The organism is Pseudobutyrivibrio ruminis CF1b (assembly GCF_000424005.1).
Classification (GTDB): Bacteria; Bacillota; Clostridia; order Lachnospirales; family Lachnospiraceae; genus Pseudobutyrivibrio; species Pseudobutyrivibrio ruminis_C.
On the sequence record NZ_AUJB01000008.1, the window covers coordinates 646,698 to 662,264 of the forward strand.

The following is a 15,567-nucleotide window of genomic DNA, read 5'->3' on the forward strand; positions in this document are numbered from 1 at the left end:
TGACATTTCCTATGCTAAATTATTTATTTGGAATAGGAGATCGAATGAAAAAACTTTTAATTCTTGTGCTTTGTAGTCTTTTGTTATTCACAGGCTGCGGGCACGAATCATATTTTCAATCAACGGAATTGGTTAATGAAACGGAAGTTTCTGAAGAGGGAGCCTCTTCTGATTTATCAGAGGTAGTTCCACAGATTATATGTGTTCAGGTGGCTGGAGCAGTTCAATCACCTGGTGTATATGACCTTCCAGTCAATTCCAGGGTCTATGCAGCTATTGAAGCTGCAGGCGGTCTGTTAGATTCAGCTGATGATTCGGATATTAATCAGGCCTCTTTTCTTGAAGATGGACAGAAGATTTACGTTTACACAAAAGAGGAAAGGGAAGCACTTTTAATATCAGAAGAGGCATCTGAGGAAGACGGATTAATCAATATAAATACTGCCACCGAAGCAGAGCTTATGACTCTTCCGGGAATAGGTCAGTCAAAGGCATCTCAGATTATTTCTTATAGAAATACCAATGGTGACTTTACTTCCATAGAAGATATAAAAAATGTATCTGGAATAGGTGATGGTATTTTCAATCAAATTAATTCGCTAATAAAAATTTATTAAATCGAGGATAATTATGGCTAAGAAAGTATTGGTTGTTGACGACGAAAAGCTCATTGTGAAAGGAATCAGATTCTCGTTAGAGCAGGACGGCATGGAAGTTGACTGCGCTTATGATGGACAGGAGGCACTGGATTTAGCTACAGCAAATCATTACGATATGATTTTGTTGGATGTTATGCTTCCAAAACTTGACGGTTTTGAAGTATGCCAGAGCATTCGAGAATTCTCTACTGTTCCTATTGTTATGCTTACTGCTAAGGGTGACGATATGGATAAGATTCTTGGATTGGAGTATGGCGCTGACGACTATATCACAAAGCCATTTAACATTCTTGAGGTTAAGGCAAGAATTAAAGCTATTATGCGTAGAGCATCTCTTGGTGCCGCAGCTGCAGCTGAGCACAAGAACGAAGAAAACATCATTGAAAATGGTGATTTAGTTCTCGATAAGAGCAATAGAAGACTTACAATCCTTGGAGTAGAGTACAACCTTACATCTAAGGAATTTGATATGCTTTTACTTTTGGTTACAAATCCTAAAAAGGTATTTTCTAGAGAGGATTTATTGCATACTATTTGGGGTACAGATTATCCTGGTGATGAGCGTACAGTTGATGTTCATGTTCGTCGTCTCAGAGAGAAAATCGAGCCAAATCCAAAGGAGCCAAAGTACGTTCGTACAAAGTGGGGCGTAGGCTACTATTATCAATAAGAATCCTTCTAAGTATCTTGTAAAGAGAGTTTTTTAATGAAAAATAAATTTAGTTTTTCTGCTTTTCATAGCTTAGGATTTAAAATTGCACTTATAATATTATTAATAGGCATCATTCCATTCTTGGTTTGTGTGCCTATTTCTTTGAGGGCATACAAATCAGTCTCTATACATACTGATGCCACAAATCTTATGGCCCAGGCCGCTCAGTACAATAGCCAGCTCGTTACCAGTGGATACATTCTCGGTGAAGAAAACTCAGAGTTAGACACGGAACTTAAGGCTATTGCCGACAGCTATAATGGTCGAATTCTTCTTGTTAATTCAGCATTAAAGGTAGTTAAAGATTCATATTCAGTAGATATTGGAAAGACAGTCATCTGGGAGAATATTATTCATTCCATGCAGGGTGACTCACTTTATTTTTATGACGAAGATACAAAATATCTTATTGTCTCTGTACCACTTAGCAATTCAGACAATGAGATAGTAGGTACTTTAGTTATTAATAAGTCTATGGATTACATTGATCAAAATATAGATGCTTTTATTTCTTACTCATTGATTGGGTCTGTTATTTTGGTTTCATTATCCATTATCATAGCGGTTTTTGCGGCAATTCATTTCTCGCGTCCGATGACAAAGTTATCAGATTCACTTGATGGAATTATTCGAGAATATACCAATGAGCTTCCTGATAATAAATCATTTTTAGAGCTTGAGCTTATTTCAGGCAAGTTTAATGAAGTGTTTAAAAAACTTCAGGCTATTGATCAGTCACGACAGGAATTCGTATCAAACGTGTCGCATGAGTTGAAGACACCACTTACTTCTATGAAGGTTTTGGCTGATTCACTTAATGGTTCGGATGATGTGCCAATTGAGATGTACAGGGAATTCATGGTAGACATCGGTGATGAGATTGACCGTGAGACTAAGATTATTAATGACCTTCTTAGTCTTGTGCGTATGGATAAGAGTGGTGCACAGCTCAACGTTTCAGCTGTTAACATCAACGAGCTTATTGAGCACATTTTAAAGCGTTTAAAACCTATAGCTGAAAAAGCAGGAATCGAAGTAGTTTTCGAATCATTCAGACCGGTAGTTGCAGAGGTAGATGAGGTTAAATTTACCCTTGTAGTTACTAATCTTGTAGAGAATGCCATTAAATACAATGATGAAGGTGGTTGGGTTCATATTTCACTAAACTCAGATCATCAATTTTTCTACATTAAGGTAGAAGATAATGGACTTGGCATACCTGAAGATTCAGTTGATTACATTTTTGAGAGATTTTACAGAGCGGATAAGTCTCATTCAAGAGAGATTGGTGGAACAGGACTTGGACTTGCCATTACAAAGAGCGCCATTGCCATGCACAATGGTGAGGTTAAGGTGCGTTCAAAGCTTGGCGAAGGCTCTACCTTTGACGTTCGTATCCCTCTTAACTACATTGAAAAGGAGGTGCACTAATGAAGAGATTATTAGGATTAATTCTTTCGTGTTCATTAATGCTTTCCTTGACGGGATGTAGCACAGGAAGCGGTGAATACGACTCAAAAATCTATTACGTAAATACGGATAAGACCAGCATCACTGCGGTTGATTATGATATTCAGGCTACAGATACAGAGCATCAGATATCTGAAGTAATAGATATGCTTGGAAAAGATACAGGTGAGATTGATTACATCACCACTATTCCTTCGGGATTAGAGTTAAAGCGATGGGAGCTAAATGACGGCACTCTGGAGCTTTATTTTGTGGGTGATTATGATTCTCTGGACGTTTACACAGAGGTTCTTGTGAGAGCAGCCATTGTTAAGTCATTGGTTCAGATTAAGAAGGTTAAGTCTGTATTTTTCTATGTAAACAATGCGCCATTGACAGATTCCAGCGGTGAAGCTGTTGGTGCTATGACGGCAGATACGTTTATAGACGACTTCGGTCAGGAGACAGATTCTCTTTTATCTACAAGTCTTACTTTGTATTTTGCCAGCGCTGATGGAATGTCTGTGGTTGCAGAAAACAGACAGGTTTATTACAGCCGTAATGTTTCCATAGAGAAGCTTGTTATGGAGCAGCTTTTAAAGGGACCAGATGACAGCAGACTTTTACCAGCACTTCCGGCGGGAACAAAGCTCAATTCTATCTCAGTATCAGATGACGGTGTATGTATTGCCAACTTCGATGCTACTTTAGAGACTGCTATCACAGGTGTTACTGAGAATGTTACTCTGTACTCCATTGTCAATTCTCTTACTGAATTGGATAGCATTAAGCAGGTGCAGATTTTGGTTAATGGCGAGACACCACATTTATCTAATGTGGAAGTAGATTTATCTAATGCTGTGCCACGTAATGACTCGATTATCAATTTTACTTCTTTGGAAGAGGAAGAGACATATCTTGAAGAAGATGAGTATCTACCTGAGGACGAGGAATCCTTAGAAGAGAATACTACACAGGAATAATAGGAGGTTATATGTTACAAGGTCGCGTACTTTGTAGGATTTCCTTGGTGATTATTCTTTTGATAGCAATTAGTGCATATGCCCCCTGGGATTTTCTGGGGGTATATGATAAGGCTGAAGCAGCTGCCCTTTTGGAGGAAGGGCAGTGGGCTAAAGCAAAAGGTTATATATATCACAAGGAAATAAAGAAAGACAAAGTTCTTTATTATGTAAAAAACGCTTCTGTTACCACTGGAAGCGGATCACTTTCTAACACATCTTTTATATTCAAATTAGAATCAGACATAATTCCAAATTATTCAAAAGTAAATATTGAAGGTAAAGTAAAACATTTTTCTGCAGCTACCAATGAGGGCTGTTTTGATATGAAAAACTATTACAACTCCCTTGGGCTTTATCTGGAGCTGACTGATATTGGAGCTTACGATTATAGCTGCAATTCCTTTGTAGACCATGATTATGGGTTTAAAATCAGGCAAAGGATTTCATCGGTCTATGAAGTATATCTACTGGGGGAAGAGGCAGGATTTTTATCCAGTGTTGTTATTGGAGAAAAGAGTGGGCTGGATACAGAACTGAAAACCCTTTTTCAAAATGTTGGCATTGCTCATATTTTAGCTGTGTCAGGTTTGCATATTTCTGTAATCTGTATGGCAGTATACAAAATGCTTCGAAAAAGGGGAGTTGGATTTTTGCTTTGTGGCACCCTGGCTGGAATGGTGGCGGTGTGCTATGGCTTAGTCACAGGAGGAAGTGTCTCATCTGTCAGAGCTATCGGTATGTTTCTTATATATCTAGTAGCTCAGATTACGGGAGAGTGCTATGACATGCCTACAGCCATGGCGGTTGTGGCCGATATTCTTTTGCTTGGAAATCCTTTATATATCAAAAACGGTAGTTTTATTTTCTCTTTTGGAGCAGTAATAGGAATTTATTTTATAGTTCTGCCATTGAATAACGCATTTACGAATTACTTTATGTATCTCAGGCGTTCCAAAAAATCTCATGACAAGTTTTATGCTGACGAAACCTGGCTTCATAAAGTAATTCAGTATATTTGTAGCAGTCTGGTATTTTCCTTTGGAATGTTTGTAGCGATGCTGCCGCTGGTTACCCAGCTATACTATCAAACACCATTATATTCGGTGTTTTTGAATCTGTTGGTGCTGCCAATTATGCCGGTGGTGCTTGGAACAGGATTAATAGCAGGAATCATCGGAGCTTGTGCTGGACTTGGTTCATCTGCTCTTATTGGGTGGAAAATGTTTCCAGCGTTGTTTGTAAAAATCTTACTATTTATTTGTCATTGCATTATATACCAATATGAGTTGCTTTCTGATTTTGTTCAGAGACTTCCTGGCTCCACAATGGTTGTAGGATACCGAAGCATGTGGACTGTTGTGATTTATTATTTGATATTACTGTTTATAGTATATGGATTGGATTATATAACAAAAAATATTAATTCAGGTAAAAAGGTGAATCAAAGGAATTCATTATTGCTTAAAGCAGGTGCATTTATTTTCATAGCCATATTATGGCTGCACCCTCAAAAGGGAGAATTTGAAATAGATATCCTTGATGTGGGCCAGGGCGACGGAATCTATATTAACTCTGGTGATGGGGCACGTTTCTTTATTGATGGAGGTAGCACTTCATCAGATGCTGTGGGTCAATATACCTTGATGCCATTTTTGAAATACAAAGGGGTTGGTTCTATTGATTACTGGTTCATTACACATATGGATTTGGACCATGTGTCAGGAGTTCTGGAGTTACTTGAACGGGGCTATCAGATTGATAATATTGTCTTGTCGGCAGAGATTCCCGAAGGAGAAACTCTGTCACAGTTGTTGGCACTGGCAGAGCATAATGATACTAACGTCCTGTATATGAAACAGGGAGATGAGTGTGGTACTAGAAATTTATCCTTTACCTGTGTCTATCCATATTCAGGAATGGTTTCGGATGATGTTAATGACTTGTCATTATGTCTTCTTATGGAATATGAAAATCATGGATTGTTTTCTCGAGAAACTGAGGAGCCAGGGGGGTTCTTTGCCTTCTTCGGTGGTGACATAGCAGCTGAGCAGGAGCGGGCTATAGCTTCATCAGGCTTTGTAGACCACGTGGATCTGCTTAAGGTCAGCCACCACGGCAGTCGCTTTAGCTCGGATAGTGACTTCCTGTCGGCATTGTCACCGGATGTAGCAGTCATCAGCTGCGCCAAGATTAATCGATATGGTCACCCATCTGCTGAAGCGATAGAACGCCTTGAGGCCGCGGCAGGTTCCATCTATTACACCATGAACTCCGGCCGCGTGAGGGTGAACGCAGCAGGAGTGGATGAATATATCTCTGAGAAATTATTTTAATAGCCCATTGTTGAGTTACTACCTGTTATTAAGAAGAACGATTGGGGAGGGAGTAACTTATTTTGAGGTTACTACCTAGGAAAAGAAAAATTGAATAGATAGTACCTTAGAGAGAAATTTATACTACCTAGATTAAGAAAAGTTATACAGGTAGTAATATAAAAGGTAAAGTTTACTACCTTTAAAAAGAAAGTCTCTACAGGTAGTAGCCGAAATAGAAAAGTCTACTACCTAAGATTTGAAAACCACCACAGGTAGTAGCCAAAATCATAATGTTTACTATCTGTGTAAAGATAAAACACCACAGGTAGTAAACACAACTAAGTAGATTACTACCTGTGAAGCGTGGTCAATGATTAGGTAGTAATAATCGTAGTATGTTTGTGTAAATAATACTTATAGAGATATTGATATTTTAAAAGAGAGGTTTAAGTTGAAATGAATATAGGAATATTAGAAAAAGAACTCAATGAAATCGATGAATCGATAAAGAAATTAAGACTTAGGGAAAAAGTAGTGATAAAGTCTTCTAATTCTGTAGTTGTTAAGAAAGGAAATGGTGTGTACCAATATTACTATCGCGACGGATTAGGTAATCTGACGTACATACCGTCAAGAAATAATAATTATGCAAAAGAACTAGTACAACGAGATTACTACAACAAGTTAATGGATAAACTACAAGAACAAAAGAGTATTCTTGAAAAATTTATTAAAAGATATGAAGAAAACCCGATAGACGCAGTGTATGAAAAGTTTTGTAAGGGTAGACAGATACTAATAGAGCCTCTTCGTCCGATAGAACAAGAATTTGTTAACCAGTGGCTAGACGAGCATCCGGGTAATCAAAATCCATTTGAGAAAAGGGACACATATCTAACTAATCGCGGGGAATATGTTAGATCAAAGTCAGAAAAGATATTAGCAGATTTATTTTATCAAATGGGAATTCCATATCAGTATGAAGCTTCTTATGTATTATATAATGGTAAGATATGTTATCCTGATTTTATTCTACTAAATAAAAGAGATAGAAAAACATTTTATTGGGAACATTTTGGACTGGCTTCTGATAAGGATTATTCAGAAACAAATTTGGAAAAGCTATTAAGATATGAAAAGTCAGGGCTTGTTTTAGGAGATAATTTAATAGTTTCTTTTGAATCGGCTGGAATCAGCTTTGATGTTAAATTGATTGAAGAGAAAATCAAGACTTATCTTTTATAATGTATTAGAATACTATAGTGTGTAAACTGGTTGAAAAGAGGCGAGAATAATGGGCTCAAGAAAGATGAGCAAAGGAAGAGAAAACAGACGAAAAGAAAGAAGAAGTAAAAGGCGTAAAAGATTATTTACCCTTATTATGGAATTGTTGATTCTTGGCGGATTAGTATTCGGAGGATATAAATACTTTTTTCATAGAGACAGGCTTGAGATAGCCGAGAATATTCAACTTCCAGATTGGATTGATGTGCAGTACATAGATGAGGGGAATCCATCGCGAACAGGACTTAGGTTAGATGGAATCAATAATATAGTAATTCATTATGTGGGAAATCCAGGAACAACCGCACAGCAGAATAGAGATTTTTATAATCACGAGGATTCGGATGTTTGCTCACATTTTGTGGTGGGGATAGATGGTGAGATAATCAACTGTGTTCCACTTTATGAGCGTTCTTCAGCAAGTAATCATCGAAACCATGACACTATTTCTATAGAGGTTTGTCATCCTGATGAATCAGGAAAGTTTACTGAGGCTTCCTATGATTCTCTGATTAAATTAACAGACTGGCTTCTAAAGGAGTTTGGTATGAAGCCTGAGGACGTGATAAGACACTATGATGTTACAGGAAAAGAGTGTCCTATATATTATGTGAAAAATCCTGATGCATGGGAGCAGTTTCTTGCTGATTTATAAGAAAGATTAAGATGACAAGATGGTAAAAGCATCACTATTGTTTTAGAATACTTTAGTGATGTTTAAAAAAAGTTGAAAGGACTATAAATGACACTTACAACTCTTTGCTATTTAATAAAAGATAACAAATATCTTATGCTTCATCGCACCAAGAAGGAGCATGATATTAATTCTGGAAAATATATTGGTGTGGGAGGCCATATCGAAGAAGGAGAATCTCCACTTGAGTGCATCAAAAGAGAGGTAAAAGAGGAGACCGGTCTTACACTTAACAGTGCAAAAATGCGAGGTCATATTACCTTTGTTATGGGAGATGAGACTGAGTATGCACACCTATTTACCAGTGATGACTTCACAGGCACCATTACAGATTCCTGTGATGAGGGAGAACTTACTTGGGTAGATATTGATAAGGTGATGGATTTAAATCTCTGGGAGGGAGACAGGACTTTCCTAAAACTATTAGCAAATAGACAAGATTATTTTTCACTAAAGCTTGTTTATGATAAAGAAGACAATTTGATAGAGACAGTAATGGAGGAATAATTAATGAAAAAGAGACGAAGAAGACAAAGAAGAGCAATTTCAGTTGCAGTTATCGTAATTGCGATATTAATGATTATTGGATTAGCGGGATACTTATTCTTACAAAAGAATAATAATCAGGATGAGACAGCAGGGATTGATATTCCAGCAACTTCATCTACAGAAACAACAAAATCAGATGAAGCTGAGCCATCATCTGAAACATCAGAAAATACATATGAAAGCCTTATTAACGGCACTGGAAAGCTTAGCTTTGATTATTACAAAAAGAATGTATATATCGACAACGAATACCAGTCTTACCAGGATGAGTTTGTCAGCAAGCTTACAAAGGATGATTATACTATCTCTGAGCTTGTAGATGATATGAACGCAATCTTCAGCAACCCAGATAACTACTATGCCGAAGGAAAAGTTAAATCAGTAGAATACGCATATCTAGATTGTGGAAATGATGGAAACCAGGAAATGGTTCTTAGATTCACTTGTCCAATAGTCGAGGAAGCTTCAAGCATAGAGTTTATTCTTAAGGAAATTGATGAAAAAATTCAGGTTGTATATTCGTATTGTAGCTGGTCAAGAAGTGAAACATCAATTAATTATCAAGGCTTCATAAGTGGTGGTGGAAGCAATGGCGCCAGCAATCATGGCTATGACTGTGGAATAATAAATGCTGATGGTTCTTATACTTATGGATACTATGAGGAAGAAGAATATGACTTATCGATGCTTGCATACAGATATGGAGTAGAAAATCTTGATACCACAAGTCTTCCAGGGAATATTGTAGTCTACTCACTTCAGACAGAAAAAAGTACAGCAGATAAAATGGCTCCTATCGTATTTTCGTATTTAGTATATGATGATAATTTTAGTGAAACTTTAGACATTCCAAATCTGTACACTGACAGTGAGTATCAGAACCTCATAAATACCATACCAGATGCTCAGTTCATTCCTTATGATGAATTTGAGGCAAAGATTAATGCTAAGCTTGATTCAATTGGAGCAACGCAGACGGTTATTGGTAGCAACCAGCTTCAATATAATAAAATCAACCTTTAATCTTGTGGAATTACTATATTTGTGGTAGGATATACCACAGAAAAGCGATGACAGAAACAGTAGTATTTGCGGAAGCTAAGAGAGAGGACGCCTAGGCTGGAAGCGTCTAGTGGAAGCTTATATGAACACCATTCTCGAGCTGAACGTAGAACCTTATTATAAGGGAAGCGTCTCCGGGTAGTTCCGTTAAAGACAAAATGAGTGAAACGCTAAGGTGGAACCGTGCGAAATTTTACGATTTATGTAATTTGCACCCTTAGGAATGCTAGAAATAGCTATTCCTAGGGGTGTTTTTGATTTTGCACCCTTAGTACCAACAGGTAAATCACATTCATTTTAAAGGAGAAACATTATGGTTAATTTCAAAGAAGATGAGTCTTTAAACATGCTCAATCACTCTTGTGCCCACATGATGGCACAGGCTGTAAAGCACCTTTATCCAAACGCTAAGTTTTGGGTTGGTCCAGTAGTAGAAGAGGGATTCTATTACGATATGGATCTTGGCGATGTTATGCTCACAGATGAGGACATTGCTAAAATCGAAAAGGAAATGAAGAAGGTAGCTAAGTCTGGCTGCAAGATTTACAGAAGAGAAATCTCTAAGGCTGAGGCTCTTGAGATGTTCAAGGACGACCCTTACAAGATTGATCTTATTAATAACATGGATGAGGATACACAGACTATCTCATGCTATGATCAGGGAGATTTCACTGATCTTTGCCGTGGACCTCACGTAGATAATGTTAAGCTTTGCCGTTACTTCAAGCTTATTAAGCACTCTGGTGCTTACTGGAAGGGCGATGCTGAGAATCAGGTTCTTAACCGTGTATACGGTGTTTGCTTCCCAACACAGGAGCAGCTTGACGAGCATCTTGCACTTCTTGAGGAGGCTAAGGAGCGCGATCACAGAAAGATTGGTAAGGATATGCAGCTTTTCATGGCAGATGATCTTATCGGTCGTGGTCTTCCAATGTACCTTCCAAATGGTTACACAATTTGGACAGAGCTTGAGAACTACATCCGTAACAAGGAGCGTAAGCTTGGTTACCTCCACGTTATGACACCTTGTGTTGGTACAGTTCAGCTTTACCAGACATCTGGTCACTGGGATCACTACAAGGAGAACATGTTCCCAGCTATGGAAGTTGAAGGAGAGAACTTCGTTCTTCGTCCAATGAACTGCCCACACCACATGAGAATTTTTGCAAACCGTCCACACTCATACAAGGAGCTTCCTATCCGTATCGCTGAGATCGCTCACGATTTCCGTTTCGAGTCTTCAGGAACTCTTAAGGGTATTGAAAGAGGACGTCACTTCTGCCAGAACGATTCACATATCTTCTGTACACAGGAGCAGATTAAGTCTGAGGTTAAGAGCGTATGCGACCTTATCTTCAGCACATATGAGGATTTTGGAATCACAGATTACAGATGCGTTCTTTCACTTCGTGATCCAGCTGATACAAAGAAGTATCACCAGGATGATGAGATGTGGAACACAGCAGAGCAGGCTCTTCGTGAGACTCTTACAGAAATCGGCATCGAGTTCACAGAGGAAATTGGTGAGGCTGCATTCTACGGACCAAAGCTTGATGTTAATGTTAAGCCAGCTATTGGTAACGAGATTACACTTTCTACTTGCCAGCTTGATTTCTGCTTACCTGCAAAGTTTGACCTTACATACACAGATGCAGAGAGTAACAAGCAGACACCAGTCGTTATTCACAGAGCTATTCTTGGATCACTTGATAGATTTATGGCATATATTCTTGAGGAGACAAAGGGAAATCTTCCACTTTGGCTTGCTCCTACACAGGTTAAGGTGCTTCCTGTAAAGAATGATGATGAGGAGCTTAATGCATACTCTCAGAAGCTTGTTGATGCACTTAATGATGCAGATGTTCGTGTTGAGTTTGATACACGTTCAGAGAAGCTTGGTTACAAGATGCGTGAAGCTCAGATTCAGAAGGTTCCATATCTTGTAGTTCTTGGTAAGAACGAAGAGGCTGAGGGCACTGTATCATACAGACTTCACGGTGAGCAGGGCACTACAACAGTTAAGTTTGACGAGTTTGTAGAGCTTATTGTAAATGAGATTAAGACAAAGGGTCGTAAATAATAGAAATGCAGAATAAATGTAACCTTTGCCCTAGAAGCTGTAATGTTGACCGAGACAATTCTTTTGGAATTTGCCAGGTCAGCAACACAGTAAAGGTGGCTCGGGCGGCTCTCCATTTTTGGGAGGAGCCTTGCATTTCTGGTGAAAATGGAAGTGGAGCGGTATTCTTCAGTGGATGTCCGCTCCACTGTGTTTTTTGTCAGAATGAAGAGATTAGCCATGGCAAAGTAGGAAAAGAGATTACAACTGAACAGCTGGCTGAGATTTTCTTAAATTTACAGGCTCAGGGCGCCAATAACATCAATCTGGTTACAGGCACCCACTATATTCCTGCCATTGTTGAATCTGTTACCAAGGCACGTGAGCAGGGGCTTAAACTCCCAATCATCTACAACACCAGTGGTTATGAAAAGGTGGAGAGTCTTAAGCTTTTAGCAGGAATAGTGGATGTTTATCTGCCTGATTTTAAATATATGGATAAAGACTTGGCGGCAAAGTATTCTCATGCTTCAGACTATCCTGAAGTTGCAAAGGCGGCTATAGAAGAGATGGTAAGGCAGTGTGGCCAGCCTCAGTTTGATGAAAATGGTTTTATTCAAAAAGGTGTAATTGTACGCCAGCTGCTGTTACCTGGCCATGTAAAGGATGCTAAAAATATAATCAGCTACCTTCATGAAGTATATGATAATCGTATATACGTTAGCATGATGAGTCAGTACACGCCTATGGCTCATATTGCTGATAAATATCCAGAGCTTAATCGCAGGGTCACAAAACGTGAATACGAATCATATATTAATTTCGCCATAGAACTTGGAATTGATAATGCCTTTATTCAGGATAGAATGGTAGCAAAGGAGAGTTTTATACCTGATTTTAATTGCGAAGGACTACTTTAATGGATAGAGCAATTAGGGTATACTTTTATCTATGAGACGAATCGACGAAGATATTGCAAACGGACAATTTCAAAATATATATCTGCTTTATGGTGAGGAAGAGTACTTAAAGCTTCAGTACAAGAATAAGCTTATATCAGCACTTGTTAATGAAGGCGATAATATGAACTTTTCCAAGTATACTGACTCAGGGATTAATGTAAATCAGGTGATTGACCAGGCTGAGACTATGCCATTTCTTGCTGACCACCGAGTTATTCTTATTGAAAACAGTGGTTTTGGTAAAAAGATGCCTGATGAATTAGGAAGTTATCTTTCTACCATTCCTGATTTCACAGTATTTATTTTTGTGGAACCTACGGCAGATAAAAGAGGAAAACTTTATAAGGCTGCAAAGGCTGCTGGTCGTGACATAGAAATTAACATGCCAAACGAGACAGTTCTAGCCAAGTGGGTTGGCGGCATGCTTAAAGATTCTGGCAAGCAGATGAAAAAGGATGCCTGGGAACAGTTCCGTGATATGACAGACAGCAGCATGGACAACATGAAGCGAGAGATGGATAAGCTTATCACTTATGTTGGAGATAACCCTCAGATTACTGTGGAGGATGTAAAGGCCATCTGTATTCCACAGATTGAGACAAAGATTTTTGATATGATTAATTCCATTGCTACAAAGGATTTGCCTAAGACAATGGATTTGTATCAGGATATGCTCTCTGCTAAGGAGCCTCCTATGAGAATTCTTTATATGATAGTAAGGCAGTTCAGACAGCTGTCCGTTATCAGGGAATTAAAGGAGCTTGGAGACAATACAGCTACTATTTCCCGTAAAATTGGCATGCAGGATTATATTGTTCGAAAGAATGAAGCTCTTATTAGGAATTTAGGTTCTAAAGAGATTAAGAGTTTGCTTAAAGACGCTGCTACATTTGAGCAGCAGGTTAAGACCGGTCTTTTAGATGAAAATCTTGCTGTTGAAATGATAATAATGAAATATGCAGGCAAATAAAATAAGCTGAGCTAATTGAGATTTCAATTGCTCAGCTTTTTATAATATTATGCAGGTTTTGTTTTTTCCTGTGGTTTTTGCTTTGTATAAAGCTTCATCGGCTCGTTTAAACACAGTCGCATAATCATCGCCAGGCCTAAAGCTTGTGATACCAAGACTGATAGTAATAACACCAATTCCTTTAACATCATGAGATGAAACTCTTTTTCGTGCGTTTTCTATTTGCTTAAAAACCTTCTCAGCATGAAGGGTAGGAGCTAAGAATAGAAATTCTTCTCCACCCCACCTACCAAAGATTGAGCTTGGCAGTTTCTCAACTTCTGCATACATAGCCTTTGAAAGCTCAATCAAAACATGATCACCGGCATCGTGGCCATAGGTATCATTTATCAGTTTGAAATCATCAATATCGATAATTCCAATGGTCATATCCAAATTATATTTATTGGCTCTATGCAGAGCATCATGTACCAGACGGTCTAACATACGTCTGTTATAGAATCCTGTTAGTGAATCAGTATCTGCGATTTCCTGAAGCTGCTCATTTGCTTCCTGAAGCTCGGCAGAAGTAACATTAATAAAGTTAGCCAAACGTCTAACCATTGAAATTTGACCATGGATTTTTTCTTCCTCACTCATAGGAAGAACCTTTTTCTTTCCAGAGGTAGGTTGTGCAATTGCTTTATCGCCTTCACGCATACTTATTGCTATAAGTGTAACGTGATGCTCGATTATATAGTTGTCCATACGCATTATTTCGCCGCTGGAATAGAAACCTGCAACAGGTGCTATTTTTGCAAATGGAGATGTCTCTTTATTTATCAGATATTTCCAATAAAGACGTCTTACACCGCAGCTATAGAGGAAAATAGCCTGAGGAGCATATTCTGTAACAGTATTTAAAAGATTGCGAACATCGCTTTGTATAACGTCTGGATCACCGTAAGAAAGCTGTACAGGAGTACCTCTATCAATACTTGCAGCCAGAATAATAGATTTGTCTTCATCGTTGCAGGAGAAAGGTAATCGCATTACTTCAAAACCATGTTGCTTAGACATGATTGGGAATTCCAAAATGTTATCAAAGAAACTTTCATCTGCATGGATATCGAGATAATTTCTATATACTTCACCTGCAGGGATATTATTCAATTCGTATAAACGTTTTCCTTCAATTTTGTTTGCAAGGAATTCTTTACCAAGAGGCTTCCAACCTATAGCATGATGAACATCAATGTTAAGATTCTCTCCGGAATAAGTTATAAGTGCCACACCTTCATGGCATATTTCGGTTCCTACTATAACCTTAGTATTCGAACCTGAAATATCAACGTCAGCACTTCCGCCGCCAAATATAATAACGTCTTTTTTACATAATTGTGCGATATTAAGGACAGTTGTACTGTTGATTGATTTTAAAGTAATAAAGATTTCAGCGGCAGTGATTCCTTCGGTTTCGTCTATAATATCTTTAATCTTATTACCTACCTGAACCTCACCGTTTCTTTCGCATTCAACCATGTATGCTTTAACTTCAGTAGATTCAAAGATTGAAATAGCTAAAATAAGGCCCTCTTCAGACAACTGACCATTAAAGATGGCACCATTGGAACTGGTTCCACAAATGATTGCATCCGGGAACGCTTTCAAGATTTCCTGCTGTGCCTGAAGTAATAAATCGTCATCATATTGAATTGAATAAATATGGAAAAGCGCAGAAGAATAGGAGGTTCCTGCAATATCCGTTTGAACCTCTTTAAGATGTTTAGCTATTTTTGAAATGCTTGAAATTTCGTAGTTATACTGCTTCATTTCTTGTCCTCTGCA

At 38.2% G+C, this 15,567-nt stretch carries 13 protein-coding genes; 12 read left to right on the forward strand and 1 reads right to left on the reverse strand.

Annotated features, from left to right (window positions below; all coding sequences use genetic code 11):
• The first annotated feature begins 44 nt into the window (after window positions 1-44).
• From G592_RS0105250 to holA, 12 genes are all read left to right on the forward strand, one after another.
• On the forward strand, window positions 45-617 hold the full coding sequence (locus G592_RS0105250) for a ComEA family DNA-binding protein (protein WP_028246884.1): 573 nt from the start codon (window positions 45-47) through the stop codon (window positions 615-617).
• Between the two features lie 13 nt (window positions 618-630).
• The gene (locus tag G592_RS0105255; RefSeq protein WP_028246885.1) at window positions 631-1,329 is read left to right on the forward strand and encodes a response regulator transcription factor; all 699 of its coding nucleotides are present in this window, start codon (window positions 631-633) and stop codon (window positions 1,327-1,329) included.
• Window positions 1,330-1,365: 36 nt separating this feature from the next.
• Window positions 1,366-2,802: a sensor histidine kinase gene (locus G592_RS0105260; protein ID WP_028246886.1), complete on the forward strand. Its 1,437-nt coding sequence runs from the start codon at window positions 1,366-1,368 to the stop codon at window positions 2,800-2,802.
• Window positions 2,802-3,803, forward strand: a complete 1,002-nt coding sequence (locus G592_RS15760) for a GerMN domain-containing protein (protein ID WP_051194770.1) — start codon at window positions 2,802-2,804, stop codon at window positions 3,801-3,803. Before G592_RS0105260 ends, G592_RS15760 begins: the two co-directional genes overlap by 1 nt.
• A gap of 11 nt (window positions 3,804-3,814) precedes the next feature.
• Window positions 3,815-6,178, forward strand: a complete 2,364-nt coding sequence (locus G592_RS0105270) for a DNA internalization-related competence protein ComEC/Rec2 (protein WP_028246887.1) — start codon at window positions 3,815-3,817, stop codon at window positions 6,176-6,178.
• Window positions 6,179-6,616: 438 nt separating this feature from the next.
• A complete protein-coding gene (locus G592_RS0105275) occupies window positions 6,617-7,405 on the forward strand; it encodes a hypothetical protein (protein ID WP_028246888.1) in 789 nt (262 codons plus the stop codon).
• Between the two features lie 49 nt (window positions 7,406-7,454).
• On the forward strand, window positions 7,455-8,099 hold the full coding sequence (locus tag G592_RS0105280; RefSeq protein WP_036951799.1) for an N-acetylmuramoyl-L-alanine amidase family protein: 645 nt from the start codon (window positions 7,455-7,457) through the stop codon (window positions 8,097-8,099).
• Window positions 8,100-8,186: 87 nt separating this feature from the next.
• Complete coding sequence (locus G592_RS0105285; RefSeq protein ID WP_028246890.1) at window positions 8,187-8,645, forward strand: NUDIX hydrolase; 459 nt, start codon at window positions 8,187-8,189, stop codon at window positions 8,643-8,645.
• A 3-nt stretch (window positions 8,646-8,648) separates the two neighbouring features.
• On the forward strand, window positions 8,649-9,710 hold the full coding sequence (locus G592_RS0105290) for a hypothetical protein (protein ID WP_028246891.1): 1,062 nt from the start codon (window positions 8,649-8,651) through the stop codon (window positions 9,708-9,710).
• 352 nt (window positions 9,711-10,062) lie between these two features.
• On the forward strand, window positions 10,063-11,829 hold the full coding sequence (thrS, locus tag G592_RS0105295) for a threonine--tRNA ligase (protein ID WP_028246892.1): 1,767 nt from the start codon (window positions 10,063-10,065) through the stop codon (window positions 11,827-11,829).
• A 5-nt stretch (window positions 11,830-11,834) separates the two neighbouring features.
• On the forward strand, window positions 11,835-12,728 hold the full coding sequence (locus G592_RS0105300; RefSeq protein WP_155942158.1) for a radical SAM protein: 894 nt from the start codon (window positions 11,835-11,837) through the stop codon (window positions 12,726-12,728).
• Window positions 12,729-12,759: 31 nt separating this feature from the next.
• The gene (gene holA / locus G592_RS0105305; RefSeq protein ID WP_028246894.1) at window positions 12,760-13,740 is read left to right on the forward strand and encodes a DNA polymerase III subunit delta; all 981 of its coding nucleotides are present in this window, start codon (window positions 12,760-12,762) and stop codon (window positions 13,738-13,740) included.
• 39 nt (window positions 13,741-13,779) lie between these two features.
• Here holA and G592_RS0105310 read toward each other — a convergent pair whose 3' ends face one another.
• Window positions 13,780-15,552, reverse strand: a complete 1,773-nt coding sequence (locus G592_RS0105310) for a diguanylate cyclase (RefSeq protein WP_028246895.1) — start codon at window positions 15,550-15,552, stop codon at window positions 13,780-13,782.
• Window positions 15,553-15,567: the final 15 nt, after the last annotated feature.